General features: G+C 72.4%; 24 protein-coding genes and 1 pseudogene. 7 read left to right on the forward strand and 18 right to left on the reverse strand.

What is annotated here, in order from left to right; translation table 11 throughout:
- Window positions 1–188: 188 nt before the first annotated feature.
- From ACWEK3_RS10920 to ACWEK3_RS10960, 9 genes and pseudogenes are all read right to left on the reverse strand, one after another.
- On the reverse strand, window positions 189–755 hold the full coding sequence (locus ACWEK3_RS10920) for a GNAT family N-acetyltransferase (protein WP_450543549.1): 567 nt from the start codon (window positions 753–755) through the stop codon (window positions 189–191).
- On the reverse strand, window positions 733–2,970 hold the full coding sequence (locus ACWEK3_RS10925) for an MMPL family transporter (RefSeq protein ID WP_453249519.1): 2,238 nt from the start codon (window positions 2,968–2,970) through the stop codon (window positions 733–735). Before ACWEK3_RS10925 ends, ACWEK3_RS10920 begins: the two co-directional genes overlap by 23 nt.
- 212 nt (window positions 2,971–3,182) lie before the next feature.
- A complete protein-coding gene (locus ACWEK3_RS10930; RefSeq protein ID WP_450543545.1) occupies window positions 3,183–3,587 on the reverse strand; it encodes a hypothetical protein in 405 nt (134 codons plus the stop codon).
- A 121-nt stretch (window positions 3,588–3,708) separates the two neighbouring features.
- Complete coding sequence (gatB, locus tag ACWEK3_RS10935; RefSeq protein ID WP_453249520.1) at window positions 3,709–5,220, reverse strand: Asp-tRNA(Asn)/Glu-tRNA(Gln) amidotransferase subunit GatB; 1,512 nt, start codon at window positions 5,218–5,220, stop codon at window positions 3,709–3,711.
- Between the two features lie 16 nt (window positions 5,221–5,236).
- Window positions 5,237–5,479: a hypothetical protein gene (locus ACWEK3_RS10940; protein WP_225079584.1), complete on the reverse strand. Its 243-nt coding sequence runs from the start codon at window positions 5,477–5,479 to the stop codon at window positions 5,237–5,239.
- Entirely contained in the window at window positions 5,476–6,978 is a 1,503-nt protein-coding gene (gene gatA, locus ACWEK3_RS10945) for an Asp-tRNA(Asn)/Glu-tRNA(Gln) amidotransferase subunit GatA (protein ID WP_453249521.1), read from the reverse strand. The genes ACWEK3_RS10940 and gatA overlap by 4 nt, the downstream gene beginning before the upstream one ends.
- Window positions 6,979–6,983: 5 nt before the next feature.
- A complete protein-coding gene (gene gatC / locus ACWEK3_RS10950) occupies window positions 6,984–7,280 on the reverse strand; it encodes an Asp-tRNA(Asn)/Glu-tRNA(Gln) amidotransferase subunit GatC (protein WP_100572135.1) in 297 nt (98 codons plus the stop codon).
- A gap of 104 nt (window positions 7,281–7,384) precedes the next feature.
- Window positions 7,385–7,914: pseudogene (locus ACWEK3_RS10955) on the reverse strand (cupin domain-containing protein).
- A 34-nt stretch (window positions 7,915–7,948) separates the two neighbouring features.
- Window positions 7,949–8,320, reverse strand: coding sequence for a DUF4267 domain-containing protein (locus ACWEK3_RS10960; RefSeq protein WP_453249522.1), 372 nt, complete (start codon window positions 8,318–8,320; stop codon window positions 7,949–7,951).
- An 89-nt stretch (window positions 8,321–8,409) separates the two neighbouring features.
- On the opposite strand from ACWEK3_RS10960, the gene ACWEK3_RS10965 reads away from it, so the two are divergent.
- Window positions 8,410–8,997 (forward strand): TetR/AcrR family transcriptional regulator, encoded by a 588-nt coding sequence (locus ACWEK3_RS10965; protein WP_450543538.1) that lies wholly within the window; start codon window positions 8,410–8,412, stop codon window positions 8,995–8,997.
- A gap of 48 nt (window positions 8,998–9,045) precedes the next feature.
- On the opposite strand, the gene ACWEK3_RS10970 is transcribed toward ACWEK3_RS10965, so the two are convergent.
- The 5 genes from ACWEK3_RS10970 to ACWEK3_RS10990 all read right to left on the reverse strand — a co-directional run bounded on the left by ACWEK3_RS10970 (window position 9,046) and on the right by ACWEK3_RS10990 (window position 16,107).
- A complete protein-coding gene (locus ACWEK3_RS10970; protein ID WP_453249523.1) occupies window positions 9,046–11,295 on the reverse strand; it encodes a putative bifunctional diguanylate cyclase/phosphodiesterase in 2,250 nt (749 codons plus the stop codon).
- Between the two features lie 260 nt (window positions 11,296–11,555).
- The gene (ligA, locus tag ACWEK3_RS10975; RefSeq protein ID WP_453249524.1) at window positions 11,556–13,751 is read right to left on the reverse strand and encodes an NAD-dependent DNA ligase LigA; all 2,196 of its coding nucleotides are present in this window, start codon (window positions 13,749–13,751) and stop codon (window positions 11,556–11,558) included.
- Between the two features lie 15 nt (window positions 13,752–13,766).
- Entirely contained in the window at window positions 13,767–14,774 is a 1,008-nt protein-coding gene (locus ACWEK3_RS10980) for a methionine synthase (protein WP_450543532.1), read from the reverse strand.
- 79 nt (window positions 14,775–14,853) lie between these two features.
- A complete protein-coding gene (locus tag ACWEK3_RS10985) occupies window positions 14,854–15,552 on the reverse strand; it encodes an SDR family oxidoreductase (protein WP_365418432.1) in 699 nt (232 codons plus the stop codon).
- A 15-nt stretch (window positions 15,553–15,567) separates the two neighbouring features.
- Window positions 15,568–16,107 (reverse strand): LOG family protein, encoded by a 540-nt coding sequence (locus ACWEK3_RS10990; protein ID WP_365418429.1) that lies wholly within the window; start codon window positions 16,105–16,107, stop codon window positions 15,568–15,570.
- A gap of 74 nt (window positions 16,108–16,181) precedes the next feature.
- Between ACWEK3_RS10990 and ACWEK3_RS10995 the strand changes: the two genes are divergently transcribed.
- The 4 genes from ACWEK3_RS10995 (at window position 16,182) to ACWEK3_RS11010 (ending at window position 19,210) form a co-directional block, all read left to right on the forward strand.
- The gene (locus ACWEK3_RS10995; protein WP_384087435.1) at window positions 16,182–16,505 is read left to right on the forward strand and encodes a DUF427 domain-containing protein; all 324 of its coding nucleotides are present in this window, start codon (window positions 16,182–16,184) and stop codon (window positions 16,503–16,505) included.
- A gap of 56 nt (window positions 16,506–16,561) precedes the next feature.
- Window positions 16,562–17,341, forward strand: coding sequence for an alpha/beta fold hydrolase (locus ACWEK3_RS11000; RefSeq protein WP_453249547.1), 780 nt, complete (start codon window positions 16,562–16,564; stop codon window positions 17,339–17,341).
- Between the two features lie 309 nt (window positions 17,342–17,650).
- Window positions 17,651–18,589 carry a ketopantoate reductase family protein gene (locus ACWEK3_RS11005; protein WP_453249525.1) on the forward strand — a complete coding sequence of 313 codons (939 nt, stop codon included), beginning with the start codon at window positions 17,651–17,653 and terminating at the stop codon, window positions 18,587–18,589.
- Between the two features lie 87 nt (window positions 18,590–18,676).
- A complete protein-coding gene (locus ACWEK3_RS11010; RefSeq protein ID WP_453249526.1) occupies window positions 18,677–19,210 on the forward strand; it encodes an SRPBCC family protein in 534 nt (177 codons plus the stop codon).
- A 15-nt stretch (window positions 19,211–19,225) separates the two neighbouring features.
- On the opposite strand, the gene mnmA is transcribed toward ACWEK3_RS11010, so the two are convergent.
- Window positions 19,226–20,359, reverse strand: a complete 1,134-nt coding sequence (gene mnmA, locus ACWEK3_RS11015; protein WP_453249527.1) for a tRNA 2-thiouridine(34) synthase MnmA — start codon at window positions 20,357–20,359, stop codon at window positions 19,226–19,228.
- A gap of 59 nt (window positions 20,360–20,418) precedes the next feature.
- Between mnmA and ACWEK3_RS11020 the strand changes: the two genes are divergently transcribed.
- On the forward strand, window positions 20,419–21,123 hold the full coding sequence (locus tag ACWEK3_RS11020) for an N-acetylmuramoyl-L-alanine amidase (RefSeq protein WP_450543524.1): 705 nt from the start codon (window positions 20,419–20,421) through the stop codon (window positions 21,121–21,123).
- A gap of 213 nt (window positions 21,124–21,336) precedes the next feature.
- Here ACWEK3_RS11020 and ACWEK3_RS11025 read toward each other — a convergent pair whose 3' ends face one another.
- Genes ACWEK3_RS11025 through ACWEK3_RS11035 form a run of 3 tightly spaced genes read right to left on the reverse strand, consistent with a single transcriptional unit; the run spans window position 21,337 to window position 23,045 of the window.
- Window positions 21,337–22,506: a cysteine desulfurase family protein gene (locus ACWEK3_RS11025; protein WP_450543522.1), complete on the reverse strand. Its 1,170-nt coding sequence runs from the start codon at window positions 22,504–22,506 to the stop codon at window positions 21,337–21,339.
- Between the two features lie 58 nt (window positions 22,507–22,564).
- Entirely contained in the window at window positions 22,565–22,831 is a 267-nt protein-coding gene (locus ACWEK3_RS11030) for a DUF4190 domain-containing protein (RefSeq protein ID WP_365418411.1), read from the reverse strand.
- A 49-nt stretch (window positions 22,832–22,880) separates the two neighbouring features.
- Window positions 22,881–23,045: a hypothetical protein gene (locus ACWEK3_RS11035; protein WP_453249528.1), complete on the reverse strand. Its 165-nt coding sequence runs from the start codon at window positions 23,043–23,045 to the stop codon at window positions 22,881–22,883.
- Between the two features lie 113 nt (window positions 23,046–23,158).
- Between ACWEK3_RS11035 and ACWEK3_RS11040 the strand changes: the two genes are divergently transcribed.
- Window positions 23,159–23,785, forward strand: coding sequence for a TetR family transcriptional regulator (locus ACWEK3_RS11040; RefSeq protein ID WP_450543520.1), 627 nt, complete (start codon window positions 23,159–23,161; stop codon window positions 23,783–23,785).
- The last annotated feature ends 18 nt before the right edge of the window (window positions 23,786–23,803 follow it).

A 23,803-nucleotide genomic window follows, 5' to 3' on the forward strand; every position in this document is an offset into this window, starting at 1 on the left:
TGTCGTCTCCCAGGGGGTGCGGCCACATCGGGAGAGTTCCGCATCTTCCCCGTGCGGGGTGCCTTAGGCGCGTGGTGCGGGGCCGCGGGGCGGTCGTAAGGCACCGGGGGACGCGGGTAAGGCGGCGGCCAGTGCTCGCCAGGGGACCTCGCCCCATACGGAGACGGCGGCGACCCCGCCCGGCCGTCTCAACGACCGTCGCGCGCCCGTGCCTCACGCCACTCGGGGGCGAGCACCGCCCACACCTCCATGTCCTGGCGCACGCCCCGGTAGGGGAAGCTCTCGCGCAGGACGCCCTCGCGGGTCAGCCCCAGCCGTCGCGCCACGTTGATGCTCGCCTCGTTGGCGGAGGAGGCGTGCCACTCCACGCGGTGCATGTCCCGCTCGTCGAACGCCCAGTCGATGAGCACCCGCGCCCCGCGTGTGACGAGTCCGCGCCTGGTGCCGGCCGGCTCCAGCCAGCAGCCGATCTCGCAGGTGCCGGTGGCCGTGTCGAAGACGCGGAACAGCAGTCCGCCGACCAGCTTGCCCTCCAGCCACAGCCCGTGCAGGAAGCCGCTGTCGGCGGCGTGCTTGTCGGCGTACGACTGGAGGACGGCCCGCGCGGAGTCCACGTCCGTGGCGTTCGCGCCGAACGGGATGTGCCGCGTGACGAACTCCCGGCCCCGCTCCAGGTGCGCGAGGAACTCCTCGGCGTGCCACGGCTCCAGGGGCCGCAGTTCGGCTCCCTCGTCACCCAGAGGTATCGCGTACATCCCGCTGCGTCTCCTTCGCCAGAGCGTCCACGACGTCCGTGAGCCTCTCATGCGCCGCGCGGCACTCGGGCGGCTCGATGCTGATCCGGGGCAGCACGCGGTCGAGCCGGCGCGGCAGCCACCAGTTGGCGCGGCCCAGCATGTGCATCAGGGCGGGCACGAGCAGCGTGCGCAGCACGAAGGCGTCGAGGGCGACGGCGGAGGCGAGCGCGATGCCGAACATGGCGATCACGCGGTCGCCGCTGAGGACGAAGGCGAGGAAAACCGAGATCATGATGACCGCGGCGGAGTTGATCACCCGGCTGGTCTCGGCGAGCCCGACGCGGACGGCCCGCCGGTTGTCACCGGTCTCCAGCCACTCCTCGTACATCCGGCTGACCAGGAAGACCTGGTAGTCCATGGAGAGCCCGAAGAGCACCGAGACCATGATCACGGGCAGGAAGGGTTCGATCGGCCCCTCCCGGCCGAGGCCGAGGAACTCGCTGCCCCAGCCCCACTGGAAGATCGTGACGACGACGCCGAACGCGGCGGCGACGGCGGCGATGTTCATCGCGGCGGCCTTCAGGGGGATGCCGAGGGACCGGAAGGCGAGCAGCAGCAGTACGCAGCCCAGGCCGACCACCACGCCGACGAACAGCGGCAGTCTGCCGATGATCACGCCGGCGAAGTCGTCGTATCCGGCGGTCACCCCGCCGACGTGCACGTCCAGCGCGGTGCCGGTCTGGGCGCGCGGCAGCACGTCGGTGCGCAGCCGGTGGACGAGGTCGCTGGTGCGCTGGGACTGCGGCGCGGAGTCGGGGACCACGTTCAGGTAGGCCGTGGTGCCGCCGGAGTTGTAGGTCACCGGGGTCACCGCGACGACGCCCTCGGTGGCGCGCAGGGTGGTACCGAGGTTGTCCAGGGCGAGCCTGCCCTCGGCCCCGTCCACCCGGGTCACCAGGGTGAGCGGCCCGTTGACGCCCGGCCCGAAGCCCTCGGCGACGAGGTCGTACGCCTTCCGGGTGGTCGCCGTACTGGGGTCGTTGCCCTGGTCGGAGGTGCCGAGGCGGAGGGAGAGCGTGGGCAGGGCCAGCACGGTGACGACGGCGAGGGCGACGATGCCGAGTGCCTTGGGGTGGCGTTCGACGAAGGCCGACCAGCGGGCGGCGAACCCGGTGGGCACCTCGGGCTCGGGCCCGTGCTCGGCCAGGCGGCGCCGTTCGCGGCGGCTCAGGGCGCGCGGGCCGATGAAGGACAGCAGCGCGGGCAGCAGGGTCACCGAGGCGGCGACGGTGAGGACGACGGTCAGCGAGGCGGCGACCGCCACGCCGTTGAGGAAGCCCAGCCGCAGGATGAGCATGCCGAGCAGGGCGATGCACACCGTGGCACCCGCGAAGACGACGGCGCGTCCGGTGGTGGCGACGGCGTTCGTGACGGCCTCGGTGGGGCTGAGTCCGCGTTTCAGTCCGCGCCGGTGCCGGGTGACGATGAACAGCGCGTAGTCGATGCCGACGCCGAGTCCGATCAGCATGCCCAGCATGGGCGCGAAGTCGGCGACCGTCATGGCGTGGCCGAGGAGTCCGATGGCTGCGTGCGCGGTGCCCACGCTCAGGAGCGCGGTGGCGATGGGCAGCGCGGCGGCGGCGAGCGAGCCGAAGGCGACGAGCAGTACCCCGGCGGCGACGAGCACGCCGACGATCTCGGCGGTGTGGTCGCCGGAGGCCGCGGTGAGGCTGATCGCGCTGCCGCCGAGTTCCACCTGGAGCCCGCCGGTCTCGGCCGCCTTGGCCGCTTCGACCACGGCCGCGGCCTGGGGCTTGGTGATGTCCTGGGAGGGGCGGGTGAAGGTGACCGTGGCGTACGCGGTGTGCCCGTCGGGGCTGATCTGGTCGGAGCCCTGGGCGTCCGGGTCCTTGTAGGGGCTGGTCACGGACGCCACCTGGGGCAGGGCGGCGATCTTGTCCAGGGTGCGGGTCATCGTCTGCTCGACGTCCGGGGCGCGCACCGTGCCGGACGTGGTGTGCCAGACGACGGTGTCGCTGTCGCCGCCGAGTCCCGGGAAGCCCTCCTTGAGCAGCTGGGTGGCACGTGCCGAGTCGGTGCCGGGGACCTCGTAGTCGTTGGAGTAGGCCGAACCGGTGACCGAGGCGGCAGCGGTGACCCCGCCGAAGGCGAGGAGCCAGAGCAGTACGACGACGAGGCGGTGCCGGACACACCAGCGCGCTAGGGCTGCCACGAACGTGCTCCCAGGGGGGATTTGTGGATCTTTGACCGGGAACAGTCGTCCATGATCGGAACAGCCCGCAAAGAACGCATGAGCAATCTGAAGACACTCTTGCAGGCGAATCTGATCGTTTAGCCGGTTCGTGGGCTGATTCACATCAGTGCGACCCAATTCACAGGACACTCAGATGAAGTCTGTCGCCCCGCCGGACGTCCACCGCGCGATCAGTCGGGCCGGTCGCCGAGCGCCATCACCATCACCCCGGCGATCAGCAGCCACAGTGCCCGCCGGGTGCGTCCCCGGGAGCCGATGAAGGCCGCCACGGCGCAGACGGCGGCGCCGGCGGCGTAGGCGGCCGGGACGAGCGCGGAGGCCGAGCGGGACAGCCGCAGCAGCGAGGCGGCGAGTCCGGCGAGCGTCAGCAGGATTCCGGCCCCGGCCGCCGTCCACCGGGCGCGGCGTGCGACCTCCGCGGGGTCCTCCACCTCGTCCTCGGCGCCGTCGTCCTCGACGGCGCCGCCCTGGCCCACGTCGACGTCACCCTCGGCTTGGCCCTCCGCCCCGGCCGCCTCGACGTCGTCGGCCCCGGATATCTCGGGGTGCGTTTCGGAATCGGCGCGTCCACTCATGGCGCGCGAGCGTAGCGCCTCTGTCCGACGGCACCGACGGGGGGTCGGAGCCGTCCCCCCGCACCGGCATGCCTCGGGGGGTGCACCGGATCCGGTGCACCCCCCTAGACGGTTCGCGGGCTCAGCCCTCGACGCCGAGCTTCTCCAGGATCAGCTCCTTGACGCGGGCCGCGTCGGCCTGGCCGCGGGTGGCCTTCATGACCGCGCCGACCAGGGCGCCGGCCGCGGCCACCTTGCCGCCGCGGATCTTGTCCGCGATGGCCGGGTTCCCGGCGATGGCCTCGTCGACGGCGGCGGTCAGCGCGCCCTCGTCGGAGACCACCTTCAGGCCGCGCTTGTCGACGACCTCGTCCGGGGTGCCCTCACCGGCGAGGACGCCCTCGATGACCTGGCGGGCCAGCTTGTCGTTCAGATCGCCCTTGGCGACCAGCTCGGTGACCCGGGCGACCTGCGCCGGCGTGATCGACAGCTCGTCCGGCGCCTTGCCGGACTCGTTGGCGGCACGCGCCAGCTCGCCCATCCACCACTTGCGGGCGGAGGCGGCGTCGGCACCGGCGTCGATGGTGGCGACGATGAGGTCCAGGGCACCGGCGTTGAGGATCGCCTGCATCTCGGTGGCCGAGATGCCCCACTCCGTCAGGAGGCGGGTACGGCGGACCAGCGGCAGCTCGGGCAGGGCCGCCCGGATCTCCTCGACCCACTCGCGCGAGGGCGCCACCGGGACCAGGTCCGGCTCGGGGAAGTACCGGTAGTCCTCGGCCTCCTCCTTGATGCGGCCGGAGGTCGTGGACCCCGTGTCCTCGTGGAAGTGGCGGGTCTCCTGGATCACCGTGCCGCCGCCGTTCAGCACGGCGGCGTGGCGCTGGATCTCGAAGCGGGCCGCGCGCTCCACGGACCGCAGCGAATTGACGTTCTTCGTCTCGGAGCGGGTGCCGAACTTGTCGGCGTCCTTGCGCATCAGCGACAGGTTGACGTCGCAGCGCATCTGGCCCATCTCCATACGGGCCTCGGACACCCCGAGCGCCCGGATGAGCTCGCGCAGCTCACGGACGTAGGCCTTGGCCACCTCCGGAGCCCGCTCGCCGGCGCCGGTGATCGGCTTGGTGACGATCTCGATCAGCGGGATGCCGGCGCGGTTGTAGTCCAGCAGGGAGTGGGACGCGCCGTGGATGCGGCCGGTGGCGCCGCCGACGTGCGTCGACTTGCCGGTGTCCTCCTCCATGTGGGCGCGCTCGATCTCCACGCGGAAGGTCTCGCCGTCCTCCAGCTGCACGTCGAGGTAGCCGTTGAAGGCGATCGGCTCGTCGTACTGGGAGGTCTGGAAGTTCTTCGGCATGTCCGGATAGAAGTAGTTCTTCCGGGCGAAGCGGCACCACTCGGCGATCTCGCAGTGCAGCGCGAGGCCGATCTTGATGGCGGACTCCACGCCGGTCGCGTTGACGACCGGGAGCGCGCCGGGCATGCCGAGGCAGGTCGGGCAGGTCTGCGTGTTCGGCTCCGCGCCGAGCGCGGTCGAGCAGCCGCAGAACATCTTGGTGGCGGTGCCGAGTTCGACATGGACCTCGAGGCCCATGACGGGGTCGTACGACGCCAGCGCGTCCTCGTACGACTCCAGGTCGGTCGTGGTGGTCACGGTGAAAACTTCCCTCTCAGCCCAGCAGGACGTCGTCGTCGCCCAGCCGCTTCAGCTCGCGGCAGAGGATGGCGAGGCCGGTGACGATCGCTACGGCGGACACGGTGGCGTCGATCAGGCGCAGCGTGTCGTGCTCGGCGCGGGCCTTCTTGATCTGCTTGGCGACACCCACCGCGCCGAACGCGGTGGTGGCCATGGACAGGTACGTACCGGACTTGGACTTCTTGAAGCCCTTGGCCTTGGCGAGTGCCTTACTCACAGCGACGGAGCCTCCTCGAGCAGCGGGTGCCCCCACTTTTCCACGAAGGCGGCCTCGACGGCGGCACCCACCTTGTACAGGCGGTCGTCCTTCATCACCGGGGCGATGATCTGCAGGCCCACCGGGAGGTTGTCCTCCGGGGCGAGACCGCAGGGCAGCGACATGGCCGCGTTGCCCGCCAGGTTGGTCGGGATGGTGCACAGGTCGGCGAGGTACATCGCCATCGGGTCGTCGGCGCGCTCGCCGATCGCGAAGGCGGTGGTCGGGGTCGTCGGGGAGACGATCACGTCGACCTGCTCGAACGCCTTGTCGAAGTCCCGCTTGATCAGGGTGCGGACCTTCTGGGCGCTGCCGTAGTACGCGTCGTAGTAGCCGGAGCTGAGCGCGTACGTGCCGAGCATGATCCGGCGCTTGACCTCGGCGCCGAAGCCCTCCTCGCGGGTGAGGGAGGTGACGTCCTCGGCGGAGCGCGTGCCGTCGTCGCCGGTGCGCAGGCCGTAGCGCAGGCCGTCGAAGCGGGCCAGGTTGGACGAGCACTCGGACGGCGCGATCAGGTAGTACGCCGACAGGGCCAGGTCGAAGGACGGGCAGTCCAGCTCGACGATCTCGGCGCCCAGTTCCTTGAGCAGCTCGACGGACTCGTCGAACCGCTGGATGACGCCGGCCTGGTAGCCCTCGCCGCGGAACTGCTTGACGACGCCGACGCGCATGCCCGCGACGGTGCCGTTGCGGGCGGCCTCGACGACCGGCGGGACCGGCTCGTCGATGGAGGTGGAGTCGAGCGGGTCGTGCCCGGCGATCACCTCGTGCAGCAGGGCCGCGTCCAGGACCGTGCGGGCGCAGGGGCCGCCCTGGTCGAGGGAGGAGGAGAAGGCGACCATGCCGTAGCGGGAGACCGCGCCGTACGTCGGCTTGACGCCGACCGTGCCGGTGACGGCGGCCGGCTGGCGGATGGAGCCGCCGGTGTCGGTGCCGATGGCGAGCGGGGCCTGGTAGGAGGCGAGCGCGGCGCTCGACCCGCCGCCGGAGCCGCCGGGGATCCTGGTGAGGTCCCAGGGGTTGCCGGTGGGCCCGTAGGCGCTGTTCTCGGTGGAGGACCCCATGGCGAACTCGTCCATGTTGGTCTTGCCGAGGATCACCACGTCGGCGTCCTTCAGCCGCTTGGTGAGCGTCGCGTCGTACGGCGGGATCCAGCCTTCGAGGATCTTCGAACCGACGGTCGTGGGAATGCCCTCGGTGGTGAAGATGTCCTTGAGCGCGAGCGGCACGCCGGCCAGCGGGCCGAGCTTCTCGCCGCGCGCCCGCTTCTCGTCGACGGCGCGGGCCTGGGCGAGCGCGCCCTCGCGGTCGACGTACAGGAAGGCGTGCACCTTCTCGTCGACGGCCTCGATCCGGGCCAGGTGGGCCTCGGCGACCTCGACGGCCGTCAGCTCGCCAGAGGCGATCTTCTCGGCGGTCTCGGCGGCGGTGAGCCTGATGATGCTGTTCATGTCCGTCACGGCTGTCACTCCTCACCCAGGATCTGCGGCACCTTGAAACGCTGCTGCTCCTGGGCCGGGGCGCCGGAGAGCGCCTGCTCGGAGGTGAGCGACGGACGGACCTCGTCCGCGCGCATGACGTTCGTCAGCGGCAGCGGGTGGGAGGTCGGCGGTACGTCTTGGTCGGCGACCTCGCTGACGCGGGCCACCGCGCCGATGATGTCGTCGAGCTGTCCCGCGAGGTGGTCGAGTTCCTCGGGTTTCAGCTCCAGACGCGCCAGCCGGGCGAGGTGGGCGACCTCCTCGCGCGTGATGCCAGGCATGCAGCGATCCTCTGGGTGAGTGCGTGTGCTTTGGCCCAATCCTATGGGGCGGGGCGGGGTGGCCGTGAAACGGTTTGCCGGACCCCGCCCACGGGGGCCGGCGTTCAGCGGCGCGCGTCCCAGGCCCGGCTGCTCAGGAAGTGGTTGTCGTACAGGTCCTGCACCTCCAGCAGGCTCTCCGGGGTGACCTCGCCCAGGCGGATGCGCTGGAGGTGGCGGAAGTACGCGAAGAGTTCGACGCCCGGGGTGATGACGATGAGGAGGTCGGCCCCGCGGTCGGGGGCGGCGGCGATGGGGGTCCCCCCTGCTCGAGCGAAGTCGAGAGCTTGGGGGAGTGCGGCCGGCCAGGCGGGACGACGACCAGGTCACCGTGCTCGGCGGTGACCACGTCGTCGCCGGAGAGCAGCTCCGCGGTCCCGTCCAGGGCGAAGAACATCTCGGCGGAGTTGTCGTGCCGGTGGGGCCGGGCCCCGTCGGCGCCCTCGGCCAGGGTGACGCGCACGGTGGACAGCGCGCCCCCGGTCGCGCTGCTGTCGGCCAGCAGCTTCACACCGACGGGGTCCCCGCCGACCACCTCGGCCCCAGCGTCACGGACCAGCACGGTTTCGTCGAACTTCGGCACGAACAGCGACAATGACGAGACTCCACCTGCCGGATGTCGGATGTGCTCAGAGCGCGAAGAGCAGTGCGGCACTGAGCAGTACAACGAGCGCGGTGGCGAAATGGATCCCGAAGGCAACGGCCTTCGTGCCGCCGTTGCGCAGCACTATCAGGGTGTCGCCGAGCGGCACGAGGGCCACGGCGACCATGGCCCACACCGCGGCATGGGCTCCGGCGAAGGCCAGCAGGACGAGGCCCAGCAGCCCGAAGGTGCCGTCCCGCAGGCCCGTGATCGACAGATAGGCGCGGGCGTCGCCGCGCGGGTCGGCCGGTGCGCCGTAGCCGGCCGCCGCGGGGCCGGGCCGGAGCAGGAAGCGGTAGCCGAGGAACACGCAGAACAGATCGAGCAGGACGGCCGGCGTGTACGCGGTGACGGTCACGTCTCTCCTCCTGTTGCTAGCAACGCTAGGACTTGAAGCGAAGACAGCAGAGCTTCGGCAGGAGTTCTAGCGCTGCTAGAATCGGTGGCATGTCGATCCAGACGCGCCGGGAGCGCGAACGAGCGGAGCGCCGGCGGCTGATCGTGACGGCCGCACGGGAGCTGGCGGAGGCCGAGGGCTGGGACGCGGTGACCACTCGCCGGCTGGCCGCCGAGATCGAGTACAGCCAGCCGGTCCTCTACAGCCACTTCAAGGGCAAGGACGCGATCATGACGGCGGTCGCCGTCCAGGGTTTCGCGGAGCTTGCCGCCGAGGTGCACACGGCCCGTGTGGCGGCCAAGGGCGCGCGCGAGGCGCTGGCTGCGGTGGGCGAGGCGTACACCGCCTTCGCCCGGCGGCGGCCCGCCCTCTACGACGCGATGTTCACGCACAAGGTGGACCTGCCGTTCGCCACGCCGGAGGCGCCGGCGGCCCTGTGGGAGGCGTTCGGCGAACTGCTGCGGGCCGTGGAGCCCGTCGCGGCGGAGGGCGACGACCTGGGCCTGCTGACGGAGACGTACTGGGCCGGGCTGCACGGCCTGGTGACCCTGATGCGCAGCGGCCGGTTGCCGGAGGATGCCCACGAGCGCCGACTCGCGTTGCTGATCGGTCACTTCGTGCCGCACGGCACGCGCTGAGCAGGGCGGGCCCGGCCCGCTCTCAGCACCGGCGGACGGGCGGGAGGGTCACTCGTCGGCCGCCGCCGCGGGCAGCGCGGCGGCGGGTCGCTGCCAGCCGCGGGATCCGCGCGCCCGCAGCCACGCCGTCGTCTCCTCCGGCGGCATCGCGGCCGCGACGAGCCAGCCCTGTACGGCGTCGCAGCCCAGGTCCCGCAGCCGTTCCCAGGTCTCGTCGTCCTCGACGCCCTCCGCGACGACCAGCAGCCCCAGGGAGTGCGCGAGGTCGACGGTGCAGCGCACGATCTCGGCGTCCTCCGTGTCGACCGCCAGCCGGGCCACGAACGAGCGGTCGATCTTCAGCTCGCTCACCGGCAGCCGGCGCAGGTGCACCAGCGAGGAGTAGCCGGTGCCGAAGTCGTCCAGGGACATCTTCACGCCGTGCCCGGTCAGCGCGTGCAGGGTGTCGGCGGCCCGCTGCGGGTCCTCCAGCAGGACGTGCTCGGTGATCTCCAATTGGAGCGCTCCCGCCGGCACGCCGTGCCGGGCCAGCCGGGCGGCCACCGAACCGGCGAACCCGGGGATGTGCACATCGCGCGGGGAGACGTTGACCGCGACCGGGACGTACAGGCCCTGAGCCCGCCACCGGGCGACCTGCGCGAGCGCGGTCTCCAGCACGTACTCCGTCAGATGGGGCATCAGACCCGAGGACTCGGCGATCGCTATGAACTCGTCCGGCGGTACCTTGCCGCGCTCGGGGTGCACCCAGCGGACCAGTGCCTCCAGGCCCGCGACCTGCCCGTCGAAGCGGACCTTCGGCTGGTAGTGCAGCTGGACCTCGTGGGCGTCGAGGGCCCGGCGCAGATCACCCAGCAGCCCCAGCCGGTCGGGGGTGTTGGAGTCCCGCTTGGACTCGTAGACCTCCACGCCCGTGCGGTCCCGCTTGGCCTGGTACATCGCCACATCCGCCCGGCGCAGCATGCCTTCGGCGTCCAGTGCGTGGTCGGGGAAGACGGCGACTCCGGCGCTGGCCTCCAGGACCAGGGTGAGCCCGTCGAGGTCGAGCGGGGAGCTGAGGACGGTGACCAGGGCGCGGGCGATACGGGTCGCGGACGTCGTGGAGTCGGCGACCGGCAGCAGCACGGCGAACTCGTCGCCGCCGAGCCGCGCCGCCTCCGCCCCGCGCGGCAGCGCCTGCCGCAGCCGGTCGGCGATCTGCAACAGCAGCCGGTCCCCTGCGAGATGACCGAGTGTGTCGTTGACCGAACGGAACCGGTCCAGGTCGATCAGCATCAGCGCGGACCGGGCGCCGATGCGTTCGGCGTCGTCCAGGGCGGTCCAGATGCGCTCCAGGAGCCACTGCCGGTTGGGCAGTCCGGTCAGCGGGTCGCGCAACTGCTCCTCGGCCCGGGCGCGGGCCATCCACAGGGTGGAGTCGAGGGCGATCAGCGGGACGGCGAACAGCGGCAGCAGCACCGGTTTGGCCACGGCGACGACGCAGACCAGCGGGGAGATGCCGAGCAGGGCGACGGCGACCAGGCCCTGTCTGATCACGGCGGTGCGGGCGACGGTGGGCACTCCGGCGTTGCGGGAGTGGTGCACGAACCACAGCAGGCCGCGGGTGACCAGGAGGTAGGCGCCGGCCGCCAGCACCACCTGGGGCAGGGCGGAGGCGGTCCAACCGCCCGGGCTCCAGGGGCTCTCCACGGTCGGTACGCGGCCGAAGGCGCCCAGCATCAGGCCGCCGGCGCCGATGCCGAGGATGTCCACCGACCCGTGCAGCACGCCCTGCCGCCAGTCGTGGCGCCGGGCTATGCCGACCAGGACGACGACGGTGAGGCTGACCATGCCGGCGGGCACCCAGCCGTAGAGCAGCAGCACGGCGACGGTGAGGGTGGCGCCGGAGCCGGTGCCGCCCCACCAGCGGGCCCGGCCGAGCATGACCAGGTGACCGACGATGACGCCGGTGAGCAGGGCCAGGGACCAGCCGGCCGTGCCGGACGGGAAGAGCGCGTGGTGGTCGGTGAACGCCTGGTACAGGCCGGCGCTCAGCGCGGACCCGGCCACCGCGACGATCGCCATGGGCAACACGGAGCGGACCCGGTGCCGTTCGGGTTCGTCGCCGGGCAATCCGGAGAAACGTTCGACGGCCGTATGTGCGGAGGCGCGGGCGCGGGCGACGGTGTACTGTCCGGCGGCAACGCGTCCGGCGCGCTCCGTCGCGCCCGGACGCTCCGGCGTCCGCCCCCGTCTCCCCTGCCATGCGCCGGCCATCCGGCACAGCCGTGAGTGCGGGGCGGCGCTCTCGGTCGGTTCCATTCCCGTCCCTCTCACAGCCGGCGGTGCCCACGCCACGCGGCCCGATGCCCCACAACCCCTGGACGGCACCGCGCTGGAAAACCCTTCCACGTACTCCTGACGAGCACGGGGATGCCCCGACCGCGGTTGGGCACGGCGGGCGCACAGCTCAACAGTAGGCCGCAGAAGGCTTCCACGGGCAGCGGTCGCCGACGGTTGCCCGAATGCGCCCCGGCCACCCGTATGCATCTGGTATGCGCCGAACGGGCGGAGTTCAACCCCTACTCGCCGGTCGGAAGCGCGACTTCGGCCGCCGCGTCCGGCCCGCGCTCCAGAAGGACGCCGAAACCGTCCTCGTTCAGAACGGGCACCTTCAGTTGCATCGCCTTGTCGTACTTCGAACCGGGGTTGTCACCCACGACCACGAAGGAGGTCTTCTTCGACACCGAGCCGGTCACCTTCGCTCCCCGGCTCTGCAGCGCCTCCTTGGCGCCGTCGCGGGTGAACTGTTCGAGGGTTCCGGTCACCACGACCGTCAATCCCTCGAGCGGGCGCGGGCCTTCGTCCTCGCCGGAGCCCTCCTCCTCCATGCGGACGCCGGCCTCCCGCCACTTGCGCAGGATCTCCTGGTGCCACTCCTCGGCGAACCACTCCTTGAGCGAGGCGGCGATGATCGCGCCGACGCCCTCCGTGTTCGCCAACTCCTCCTCACCGGCCCGCTCGATGCGGTCGATGGAGCGGAACTCCCGGGCCAGCGCCTGGGCCGCGACCGGCCCGACATGACGGATCGACAGGCCGGTGAGCACACGGGCGAGCGGGCGCTGCTTGGCGGCCCGGATGTTCTCCAGCATCGCGAGCGCGTTCTTCTTCGGCTCGCCCTGCTGGTTGGCGAAGACCGTGACGACCTTCTCCTCGCCGGTCTTCGGGTCGCGCTTGGGCAGACCGCTGTCCTGGTCGAGAACGTAGGCCTTGATGGGGAGCAGTTGCTCGACCGTCAGGTCGAACAGGTCGCCCTCGTCCTTCAGCGGCGGCTCAGAGGGCTCCAGCGGCTTGGTGAGGGCGGCCGCGGCGACATAGCCGAAGTGCTCGATGTCCAGCGCCTTGCGGCCCGCCAGGTAGAACAGGCGCTCGCGCAACTGGGCCGGGCACGCCCGCGCGTTGGGGCAGCGCAGATCGACGTCGCCCTCTTTCATCGGCCTGAGCGGCGTACCGCACTCGGGGCACTCGGCCGGCATCACGAACTCCCGCTCGCTGCCGTCGCGCAGGTCGACGACCGGCCCGAGGATCTCCGGGATGACGTCACCGGCCTTGCGCAGCACGACCGTGTCGCCGATGAGCACGCCCTTGGCCTTGACGACGTCCTGGTTGTGCAGGGTGGCGAACTCGACCTCGGAACCGGCCACCGTGACCGGCTCGACCTGCGCGTACGGCGTGACCCGGCCGGTCCGGCCCACGCCCACCCGGATGTTGACGAGCTTGGTGTTGACCTCCTCCGGCGCGTACTTGTACGCGATCGCCCAGCGCGGGGCGCGGGAGGTCGAGCCCAGGCGGCCCTGGAGCGGGATCTCGTCGAGCTTGACGACGACACCGTCGATCTCGTGCTCCACGGAGTGGCGGTTCTCGCCGTAGTGGGCGATGAACGCGCGGACGCCGTCGAGGTCGTCGACGACCCTGTTGTGCCGGGAGGTGGGCAGGCCCCAGGACCTCAGCAGTTCGTAGGCCTCGGAGAGGCGGGTGAGGCCCTCATAACCCTCCAGGGCGCCGATGCCGTGGACCACCATGTGCAGCGGCAGCGTCGCGGTGACCTTGGGATCCTTCTGGCGCAGCGAACCGGAGGCGGAGTTGCGGGGGTTGGCGTACGGCTTCTCGCCGGCCGCGACCCGGCGGGCGTTGAGGTCCTGGAAGGCCTCCATGGGGAAGTAGACCTCCCCGCGGATCTCCACCAGACGCGGCACGCGCTCGCCGTTCAGCCGGTGCGGGATCTCGGCGATCGTCATGACGTTGGGCGTGATGTCCTCGCCGACGCGGCCGTCGCCGCGGGTGGCCGCGCGGGTGAGCCTGCCGTCCTCGTAGGTCAGGTTGACCGCGAGGCCGTCGACCTTGAGCTCGCACAGGAAGTGATGGCCGGTGGTGCCGACGTCCTTGGCGACGCGGTCCGCCCAGGCGGCGAGCCCCTCGTCGTCGAAGACGTTGTCGAGGGAGAGCATCCGCTGGCGGTGCTCGACCTCGGCGAGGTCGGTCTCGTACGCCACGGCGACCTTCTGGGTCGGCGAGTCGGGCGTGCGCAGCTCCGGGTACTCCTCCTCCAGCGCCTCCAGCGAGCGCAGGAGCTGGTCGAACTCGGCGTCGCTGATGACGGGAGCGTCTTTGACGTAGTACCGGAAGCGGTGCTCCTCGACCTGCTCCGCGAGCCGCGCGTGCTTCTCCCGTGCCTCGACGGGCACCGCTGTTTCCGCTTGCTGCTTGTCGCCGGCCACCGTGTTGTCCTCCCGTTACTCTGGGTTGTCCGCGAGCGATCTCGCCGCCCGGACGCAGTGGGCGAGCGCCTGGCGCGCGTACGCGGGGGAAGCGCCCGCGAGTCCGCACGCCGGGGTGACCGTGACCGCCTCGGCGAGAAGCTCCGGCCGCAGCCCCAGCCTGCGCCACATCGTCCTGACACCCATGACGCTACCGGCAGGGTCCGACAACGGGCCGTCCGTGCCGGGGACGACACCGGCGAAGAGCCGGGTGCCCGCCTCGACCGCTTCTCCGATCGCCTCGTCGTCCCGCTCGGTGAGGAGCGAGACGTCCAGGGAGACCGCCGTCGCGCCCGCGCGGCGCAGCAGGGCGAGCGGGACGTCCGGAGCGCACGAGTGGACCACGACAGGTCCCTGGTCGTGCGCCCCAAGGACGTCCCGGAGCGTGGCCTCCACGATCTGCCGGTCGGCGGCGCGGTGGGTCCGGTAGCCGCTGGCGGTCCGCACCTGCCCGCGCAGGACGGCGGTCAGGGACGGCTCGTCGAGCTGGAGGACGAGCCCGGCGCCGGGAACGCGCCGGCGCACCTCCGCGAGATGGAGCCGCAGCCCCTCGGCGAGCGAGGCGGCCAGGTCCCGGCAGGCGCCGGGGTCGGACAGGACCGCCTCGCCGTTCCTGAGCTCCAGGGCGGCGGCGAGCGTCCACGGCCCGACCGCCTGCACCTTCAGCGCGCCCTCGTACCCCTGGGTGAACTCCTCCAGGGCGTCGAGGTCCTCCCCGAGCCAGGACCGCGCCCGCCTGGTGTCCCGGCCCGGCCGGTCGCCGAGCCGCCAGCCGCTGGGCTCCACGCGCGCGTACAGCTCGACGAGCATCCCCGCGCTGCGCCCGATCATGTCGGCGCCGGGCCCGCGTGCGGGCAGCTCGGGCAGGAAGGGGAAATCCTCGAAGGTGCCCGTGACCGTCCTGACGGCCTCCCGGGCGTCCCCACCGGGCATGGACCCGACGCCGGTGGCGGCACCGAACCTGAACTGGCTGTTCTCGTTCACCCGGGAAGACTACGCAACCCCGCGGGGACAGGACCGCCTCAGGGGGCGGCGGTCTTCGGGGACCGCCCCCCGCCGTCCGTCACAGGCCCGGGCGGACCGTCAGGTCGTTGACCTCCGCGTCCCGCGGCAGGTCGAGCGCCATGACGATGGTCGTGGCGACGGAGTCGGGGGCGATCCACTTCCCGGGGTCGTACTCCTTGCCCTCCTGCTGGTGCACCTTGGCCTGCATACGGCTGGCGGTGCGGCCCGGGTAGACCGAGGTGACCCGGACGCCGTTGGCGTGCTCCTCGTGGCGCAGCGAGTCCGCCAGCGCCTTCAGGCCGTGCTTGGAGGCGGCGTACGCGGACCAGTCGGCGTGGGCGCTCAGGCCCGCGCCCGAGTTGACGAACACCACGTGGCCGCGCGAGGCACGCAGCTGGGGCAGGAAGTGGCGGGTCAGTTCGGCGGGGGCGATCAGATTGACGTCGAGCTGGTGGCGCCAGGTCTTCGGGGTGAGCTCGCCGACCGGGCCGAGGTCGACCACGCCCGCGATGTGGAGCAGGGAGTCCACCCGGTCGGGCAGCGTCTGGTGCGAGAACGCCCAGCTCAGCCGGTCGGGGTCGGCCAGGTCGCCGACGAGCGTCCGGGCCCCGGGGAACGCGGCGGCCAGTTCCTTGGCCCGCCCGGCGTCGCGCGCGTGCAGCACGAGTTCGTCCCCGCGCGCGTACAGGCGGCGGGCGACGGCCGCGCCGATGCCGGAGCCGGCACCGGTGATCAGATGAGTAGCCATGCCCGCCATGCTCGCACCACCGGCTCAGCTGCCGCCGAGCGCCTCGTCCAGATACGCCATCGCGCCCGCCGGCTCCTCGGCGAAGAACACCAGCTCGGCGAGCGGCCGGGGCAGGAACCCGTCCTCCTCCATGCGGCGGAACTGCTGCTTGAGGCCGTCGTAGAAGCCGTCGGAGTTCAGCAGCACCACTGGCTTGCCGGTCCGGCCGTGCTTCTTCAGCTCCAGGATCTCGGTGGCCTCGTCGAGCGTCCCGGTACCACCCACCATGATCACGACCGCGTCGGCCTTCTCCAGGAGCAGCTTCTTGCGCTCGGCGAGGTCCTTGGCGATCACCATCTCGTCCGCGCCGGGCCGCGCCTTCGCCGACAGGAAGTCGACCGACACGCCGACGAGCCGGCCGCCCGCCTCCTGCACACCGTCCGCGACCACCTTCATCAGCCCGGTGTCCGATCCGCCCCAGACCAGGCTGTGCCCGCCCTTGCCGATCAGCCGGGCGAAGTCCCGCGCGGGGCGGGTGTAGCGGTCGTCGAGATCGGCGGCGGAGAGGAAGACGCAGATGTTCATGCGCCCACGGTACGCGGCGGGGCAACCGGCCCCGCGGGCGGGAAGAAGCGGGAGCCGGCGGGTGCTGTACCGGTATGACCCAAGGACACACGATCACGATCGACAAGAGCGATGAGCACGTGCGTGTGGTGCGCGGCGGCCAGGTCCTCGCGGAGAGCGACCGCGCCCTGGTACTGCGCGAGACGGGATGCCCCCCGCGCTACTACCTGCCGCCCGAGGACGTACGCCTCGACCTTCTGACGGCGTCCGACACGCACACGTACTGCCCCTTCAAGGGCACGGCGTCCTACTGGTCCCTGCCCGACGCGGCGGACCTGGTGTGGGCCTACCCCGCCCCGAAGCCGGACGTCGCCGAGATCAAGGACCACCTGTGCTTCTACGACCTGGAAGTGTTGTGACCCGGTGAGGCCGCCGCGGCGTGGCAGTCTTCACTGGCATGACTGGCATGACTGGGATGGACAAGAAGACCGTCTCGCGTGACGGCACACCCCTCGCCTACCACCGCACCGGGCAGGGCCCGGTGGTCGTCCTCGTCAGCGGTGCGATGTCGACGGGGGCCACGCTGGCGCCGCTGGCGGCGGCGTTGCCGGACCGCTTCGACGCCGTCGTCTACGACCGCCGGGGCCGCGGCGGGAGCGGGGACACGGCGCCCTACGCGGTGGAACGCGAGGTCGAGGACCTGGCCGTGCTGATCGACGCGGTGGGCGGCGAGGCGGCGCTGTACGGCGTCTCCTCCGGCGGCGCGCTGGCCCTCCGGGCGGCGGCGAGCGGACTGCCGGTCCGTCAGGTCGCCGTCTACGAACCGCCGTTCGCGGTGTACCAGGGCGGCGAGCGGGAGCGCGCCGAGTACACCGGCAAGCTGACCGCGGCGCTCGCCGAGGGCCGGCGCGGGGACGCGGTGGAGCTGTTCCTGCTCCTGACCGGGCTGGCCCCGCAGATGATCGCCAGCGCCCGCCAGTCCCCCATGTGGGCGGGCATGGAGGCGATCGCGCCCACGCTCGCCCACGACGACGCCGTGATGGGGGACGGACTGGTCCCCCGCGACCTGCTGGCCTCGGTCACCGTGCCGGTCCTGTCCGTGGCGGGCAGCGCGAGCCCGGCCTGGCTGCGCGAGGCGGCCAGAGCGGTCGCGGAGGCCGCGCCCCGGGGCACGTACCGGGCCCTGGAGGGCCAGACCCACGCGGTGGAGCCGGAGGCGCTGGCGCCGGTGCTGGCGGAGTTCTTCGCGTCCTGAGCAGGACGGTGCCGCACGTCCTCACGCCCGCCTGGCCCCGGGCCGTCGCGGCCGTGCGGTGTTTTCGTGCCCGACAGCCCGACAGCCGGGCGTCGGCCAGGACGACCGTGTGCCCGGTCGCGGCCGGCCTCCGCGTCCGCGCGCGGCCCGGCCCTCTCACTCTGCCCCGGCACGCTCCCCCTCGGCGGCGCGACGGGCCGGGGCCGGAAATGCGCCGCGCCTCGTCATTGTTGGCCCCCACCGGGACGGCGGCCCGCCCAACGGCTGCCGCCCCGCGACCGGACCGCCACCGGAAGGGACACCGCAGCCATGCCCAGCACCACTCCCGACGCCACCGAAGCCACTTCCGCGAAGAACGCTCCCCGCCCCTGGACCGTGGCCGTGCTCGGCCCCGGCGGCGTCGGCGGACTGCTCGCCGCGCTGCTGTCCCGGGCGGGTCACCGGGTGATCTGCCTGGCCGGGGACGCGACGGCGCGGTCCCTGCGTGAGGGCGGGGTACGGGTGCACAGCGCCCAGTTCGGGGACTTCACCGCCAAGGTCGAGGCGGACACCGAGCTGCGGGAACGGGTCGACCTGTGCGTGGTGGCCGTCAAGCACACCAGCCTGGACGCCGCGCTGGACCGGGTCCCGCCGGCCATGCTCGGCACGGACGGCCTCATCCTGCCGCTCCTCAACGGCGTGGAGCACCCCGAGACCCTGCGCCGCCGCTACGGCGACGACCGGGTGGCCGCGGGCGTCATCCGCGTCGAGTCGACCCGCGTCGCGCCCGGTGTCATCGAGCACGGCAGCCCGTTCACCGAGATCGATCTGGCCGGGACGACCGCGCGCCCGCTCACCGGCCTGGCCGCCGTGCTGGAGTCCGCCGGGGTACGGACCCGCCTGGCCGAGTCCGAGACCGCCGCCCTCTGGGCGAAGCTGGCCTTCCTCGCCCCCTTCGCCCTCCTCACCACCCGCTACGACGCCCCCATCGGCACGGTCCGCACCGGCCACCGCGAGGAACTGCTCACCCTCGTCGCCGAGATCACCGCCATCGGCCGCGCCGCCGGGGCGCCGCTCGACGCGGACCGGACCCTGGCGATGTACGACACGCTTCCGGCCGGGATGAAGTCCTCGATGCAGCGCGACGCCGAGGCGGGCCGCACCCTGGAACTCGACGCGATCGGCGGCGCCGTGCTGCGCGCCGCGAAGCGGTACGGCGTTCCGGCGCCGACGGCTGCCCGGCTGGTGTCCGAACTGACACCCGTGTGACCAACCCAACGTATTTCAGGAAGAGTTGGCGACCCTAGACTCCCTGCGCGGGGGCGGCGAACGACCGCACCCGCATGGGGAGCAGCCATGCGTTACGCCGACCAGCCCGGCACCGACCGCGAGGTGCACATCGCGGCGGAACCCTCGCGGGTGTGGGAAGTCGTCACCGACGTCGAGGCGATGGCCGGATGGAGTCCGGAGCTGGTGCGCGTGGAGTGGCAGGACGGTGCCGACCGGCCGGCGCCGGGCGCCCGTTACGTCGGGCACAACCAGAATCCGTTCGTGGGCGAGTGGCGGACCCTCGCCCACATCACGGAGGCGGTCCCGGAGCGCAGCCTGAGCTGGTGCGTGCTGGACCCCGACGGACGCTACGGCAGGCCCTCCGAGGACGAGAAGGACCGGATGGCCACCTGGTCCTTCGCCCTCACCCCGGCGCCGGAGGGGGGCACCGTGCTGCGCCAGTCGGTCACGATCGGGCCCGGCCGCTCCGGCCTGAGCGCGTACATCGACCGCGCCCCCGACCAGGAGGAGGCGATCATCGCCTACCGCCTGGACCAGCTCGGCCAGGGCATGGACGCCACTCTGACCGGCATCAAGGAGACGGCGGAACGCCGGTCCTAGGGCGTCTCGTCCGGATCATGCCGTGCTCGGCTCCTTCGCCCGGGCCGTCGCGGCGATGGTCGCCGAGCCCACCACGCGCGTGCCGTCGTACAGCACGACCGCCTGGCCGGGGGCCACGCCGCGGACCGGCTCGGTGAAGGCGACCCGGAGTTCGTCGCCGACGAGTTCGGCGGTGACCTCGGTCTCGCCGCCGTGGGCGCGCAGTTGGGCGGTGTAGGTGCCGGGGCCGGACGGGGCCGTGCCGCACCACCGGGGCTTGATCGCGGTGAGGCCGGTGACGTCCAGGGCGGAGGCCGGGCCGACCGTCACCGTGTTGGTGACCGGGGAGATGTCCAGGACGTAGCGCGGCTTGCCGTCGGGTGCCGGGGTGCCGATGCGCAGGCCCTTGCGCTGGCCGATGGTGAAGCCGTACGCGCCCTCGTGGCTGCCGACGACCGCTCCCGACTCGTCGACGATGTCGCCCTCGACCTTGCCCAGGCGGCGGGCCAGGAAGCCCTGGGTGTCGCCGTCGGCGATGAAGCAGATGTCGTGCGAGTCGGGCTTCTTGGCGACGGCCAGGCCCCGCCGCTCGGCCTCCGCGCGGATCTCGTCCTTGGTGGTGAGCGTGTCCCCGAGCGGGAACATGGCGTGTGCGAGCTGCTGGTCGTCGAGGACCCCTAGGACGTACGACTGGTCCTTGGCCATGTCGGAGGCGCGGTGCAGCTCGCGGGTGCCGTCGTCGTTCACGATCACCTTGGCGTAGTGGCCGGTGCAGACCGCGTCGAAGCCGAGGGCCAGCGCCTTGTCCAGCAGCGCGGCGAACTTGATCTTCTCGTTGCAGCGCAGGCACGGGTTCGGGGTGCGGCCGGCCTCGTACTCGGCGACGAAGTCCTCCACGACGTCCTCGCGGAAGCGCTCGGCGAGGTCCCACACGTAGAAGGGGATGCCGATGACGTCCGCGGCGCGGCGGGCGTCGCGCGAGTCCTCGATGGTGCAGCAGCCCCGCGCGCCCGTACGGAAGGACTGCGGGTTCGCGGAGAGCGCGAGGTGGACGCCGGTGACGTCGTGGCCGGCTTCCGCGGCGCGCGCGGCGGCGACGGCGGAGTCGACCCCGCCCGACATGGCGGCGAGGACGCGGAGGGGGCGGGAGCGCTGCGAGGTGTCAGTCATAGCCCTTCCAGGGTACGGGGCGCGGGAACCGGGGCCGTCCGAGATGCGTTGAAGATCGCATGGGGGCGAAGAAAACGGACGCGACGGATGCGCGGGGGCGGCGGCTGGGGCGGCGGGCCCTGCTGGTCGGCGGGGCCGCGGTGGTGGTGGGCGGGGCGGCGCTGGAGCGCAGCGGGCTGGCCCGGCTGTGGTGGCGGCTGCCCGGCGCGCAGAAGCCGCGGGTGGCGGGCGCGGTCGACTTCGTGGGCGCGCGGTGGGTGGCGGCCTCCCCGGCGAACTACCGGGCGGCGGACCGCCCGGACGACTACCGGATAGACCGGGTCGTCATCCACGTCACGCAGGGCAGCTACGCGAGCGCGGTGAAGGTCTTCCAGGACCCGGGGCACGGTGCCGCCGCGCACTACATCGTCGGCGCGGACGGGCATGTCACGCAGATGATCCGCGAGCTGGACGTGGCCTTCCACGCGGGCAACCGGGCGTACAACGAGCGGAGCGTCGGCATCGAGCACGCGGGCTTCGTCGACGACGCCTCGTCGTTCACCGACGCGATGTACGCCGCCTCGGCGCGGCTGACGGCCGGGATCTGCGGCCGGTACGGCATATCCGTCGACCGGGAGCACATCATCGGCCACGTGGAGGTACCGGGCGCCGACCACACGGACCCGGGCCCCCACTGGGACTGGGACCGCTACATACGCCTGGTCCGCGCGGCCCGAACCACACGAACCGGAACTGCTGGGGCCACGCCCGCCACACGGGCCTGAACCACCGGAGTGCGGCCCGCGGCCCCAAAGCACCGGGGCCCCGCCACGGGACCTGGACCGCTGGGCCCGCCCCGCCGCACCGACCCGAACCTCTGGGACCATCGCCCGCGCAAACCTGAACCGCCGGGGCCCTCCGGGCGGCACGGACCCGAGGTTCTGAGCCCGCCCGCCGCACCGACCCGAACCTGGGGCCCGTCCCGTCGTCCCGTCCCGTTACGTCAGGCCGGCCGCGCGGGCCCGTTCCACCGCCGGGCCGATGGCCTTCGCGACCGCGTCGATGTCGGACTGGGTGGAGGTGTGGCCGAGGGAGAAGCGGAGGGTGCCGCGGGCCAGGTCCGGGTCGGTGCCGGTGGCGAGCAGTACGTGGCTGGGCTGGGCGACGCCCGCGGTGCAGGCGGAGCCGGTCGAGCACTCGATGCCCTGGGCGTCCAGCAGGAGCAGCAGGGAGTCGCCCTCGCAGCCGGGGAAGGTGAAGTGGGCGTTGGCCGGGAGGCGGCCCTCCGGTGCCGGGTCGCCGCCGAGGATCGCGTCCGGGACCGCCGAGCGCACGGCGGCGATCAACTCGTCGCGCAGCGCGCCGATCTCGCGGGCGAACCACTCGCGCCGCTCGGCGGCGAGCCGGCCGGCCACGGCGAAGGAGGCGATCGCGGGCACGTCGAGGGTGCCGGAGCGGACGTGCCGTTCCTGGCCGCCGCCGTGCAGGACGGGTACGGGGGCGTACTCGCGGCCCAGGATCAGCGCGCCGACGCCGTACGGGCCGCCGATCTTGTGGCCGGAGACCGTCATCGCGGCCAGTCCGGAGGCGGCGAAGTCGACCGGGACCTGCCCGAAGGCCTGCACCGCGTCGGCATGCAGCGGGACACCGTACTCGGCGGCCACAGTGGCCAGTTCGCGCACCGGCAGCAGCGTGCCGATCTCGTTGTTGGCCCACATGGCGGTGGCCAGGGCCACATCGTCGGGGTTGCGGGCGACGGCCTCGCGCAGCGCCTCGGGGTGGACGCGGCCGTAGGAGTCGACCGGAAGGTACTCGACGGTGGCGCCCTCGTGCTCGCCGAGCCAGTGCACGGCGTCGAGGACGGCATGGTGCTCGACGGGGCTGGAGAGGACGCGGGTGCGGGCCGGGTCGGCGGCGCGGCGGGCCCAGTACAGGCCCTTGACGGCGAGGTTGTCCGCCTCGGTGCCACCGGAGGTGAAGACGACCTCACTGGGACGGGCGCCGAGGGCCTCGGCGAGGGTTTCGCGGGCCTCCTCGACCCTGCGGCGGGCCGCGCGCCCGGACGCGTGGAGGGAGGAGGCGTTGCCGGTGACACCCAGTGCCGCGGTCAGCGCCTCTGCCGCCTCCGGGAGCATCGGGGTGGTCGCGGCGTGGTCGAGGTAAGCCATGGTGAGGCCGATTCTACGGGCGCCCGCGGCCGGGCCGGAGATCAGGATGGGCCAGGTGTCACAAGCTCCAGGACAGTGTGTTGTCCGCCTGCACGAAGGCCAGCAGGACCACGAGGTCGGCGATGCCCAGGGTCAGGCCGAGCCAGGCGCGGCCGCGGCGGCCGGTGCCGCGCCACAGGGCGACGCCGGCCAGGACGATGGCGACGGGGCCGAGGAACAGGTTGAGGACGAGCAGGCCGAGCAGGCCGAGGACGAAGGACGCGACGGCCATGCCGTCGGCGTCCTGCGTACCGGTGCGGCGTGTGGCCGGTGCGGTGAGTTGCATGGCGGATCTGCTCCAGACGGTCGTGGGAACGGGCCGAGCGGATGAGGCGTCAGCGGGACGTGCCGCGCCTGCGGCCGTGGCGCTCGCGGAGCGCGAAGACGCCGAGCCAGACGGCGATCACCACGGCCGCGGCGACCGTGAAGTCGAGCGGCGCGTGGGCCACCGCGCCCAGGACGACGCCGAGCAGCAGCAGTGCGGCGACGAGGAACAGCATGAGATCGGATCCCCCTTCTCGGTGAACGCTTGTAGTTACACTTGTTCACTGACTAGCCAGTCTAGCGCGCCGCCGGCTTTGACAATCCGGAGAACACTTGTTGACTGAATGGCATGAGTCACACTCCCGGCGTCCGGCAGGCCCAGAAGCAGAAGACCCGACAGGCCCTGATGGACGCGGCGTTGCGGCTGCTGGAGGAGCAGAGCCTGAGCAGCCTCGGCCTGCGCGAGGTCACGCGCGCCGCCGGTGTCGCCCCGACGGCCTTCTACCGCCACTTCCACTCCACCGCGGATCTCGGCGTGGCCCTGGTCGAGGAGGCGCTGAGCAGCCTGCACCCGATGATCCGGTCGACGGTGTCCGAGGCGGACGACAGCGAGCAACGCATCACGCGCGCGGTCGGATTGATCGCGCGTCATGTCGAGGCGTACCCCGCCCACGTCCGCTTCATCGCCCGGGAGCGCCACGGCGGGGTGCAGCAGGTGCGGGAGGTCGTCGGCGAGCAACTGGCCAGGTTCGCCCGCGAGGTGAGGGACGAACTGGCCAAGGACCCCCAGTCCGCGGGGTGGAGCGAGGACGATCTGCTCATGCTCGCCCATCTGTACGTCGATCAGATGCTGATCACCGGCTCGCTGTTCCTGGAGGCGCTCGACGCCCCCGAGGAGGAGCGCGAGCGCGTCACCCGGGTCGCGACCCGGCAGCTGCGTCTGATCAGCATCGGCCGCCGGCACTGGCTGGACTGACGGTCCGACCGGGCGCCG

The sequence above is a fragment of the Streptomyces sp. NPDC004721 genome, assembly GCF_053601495.1.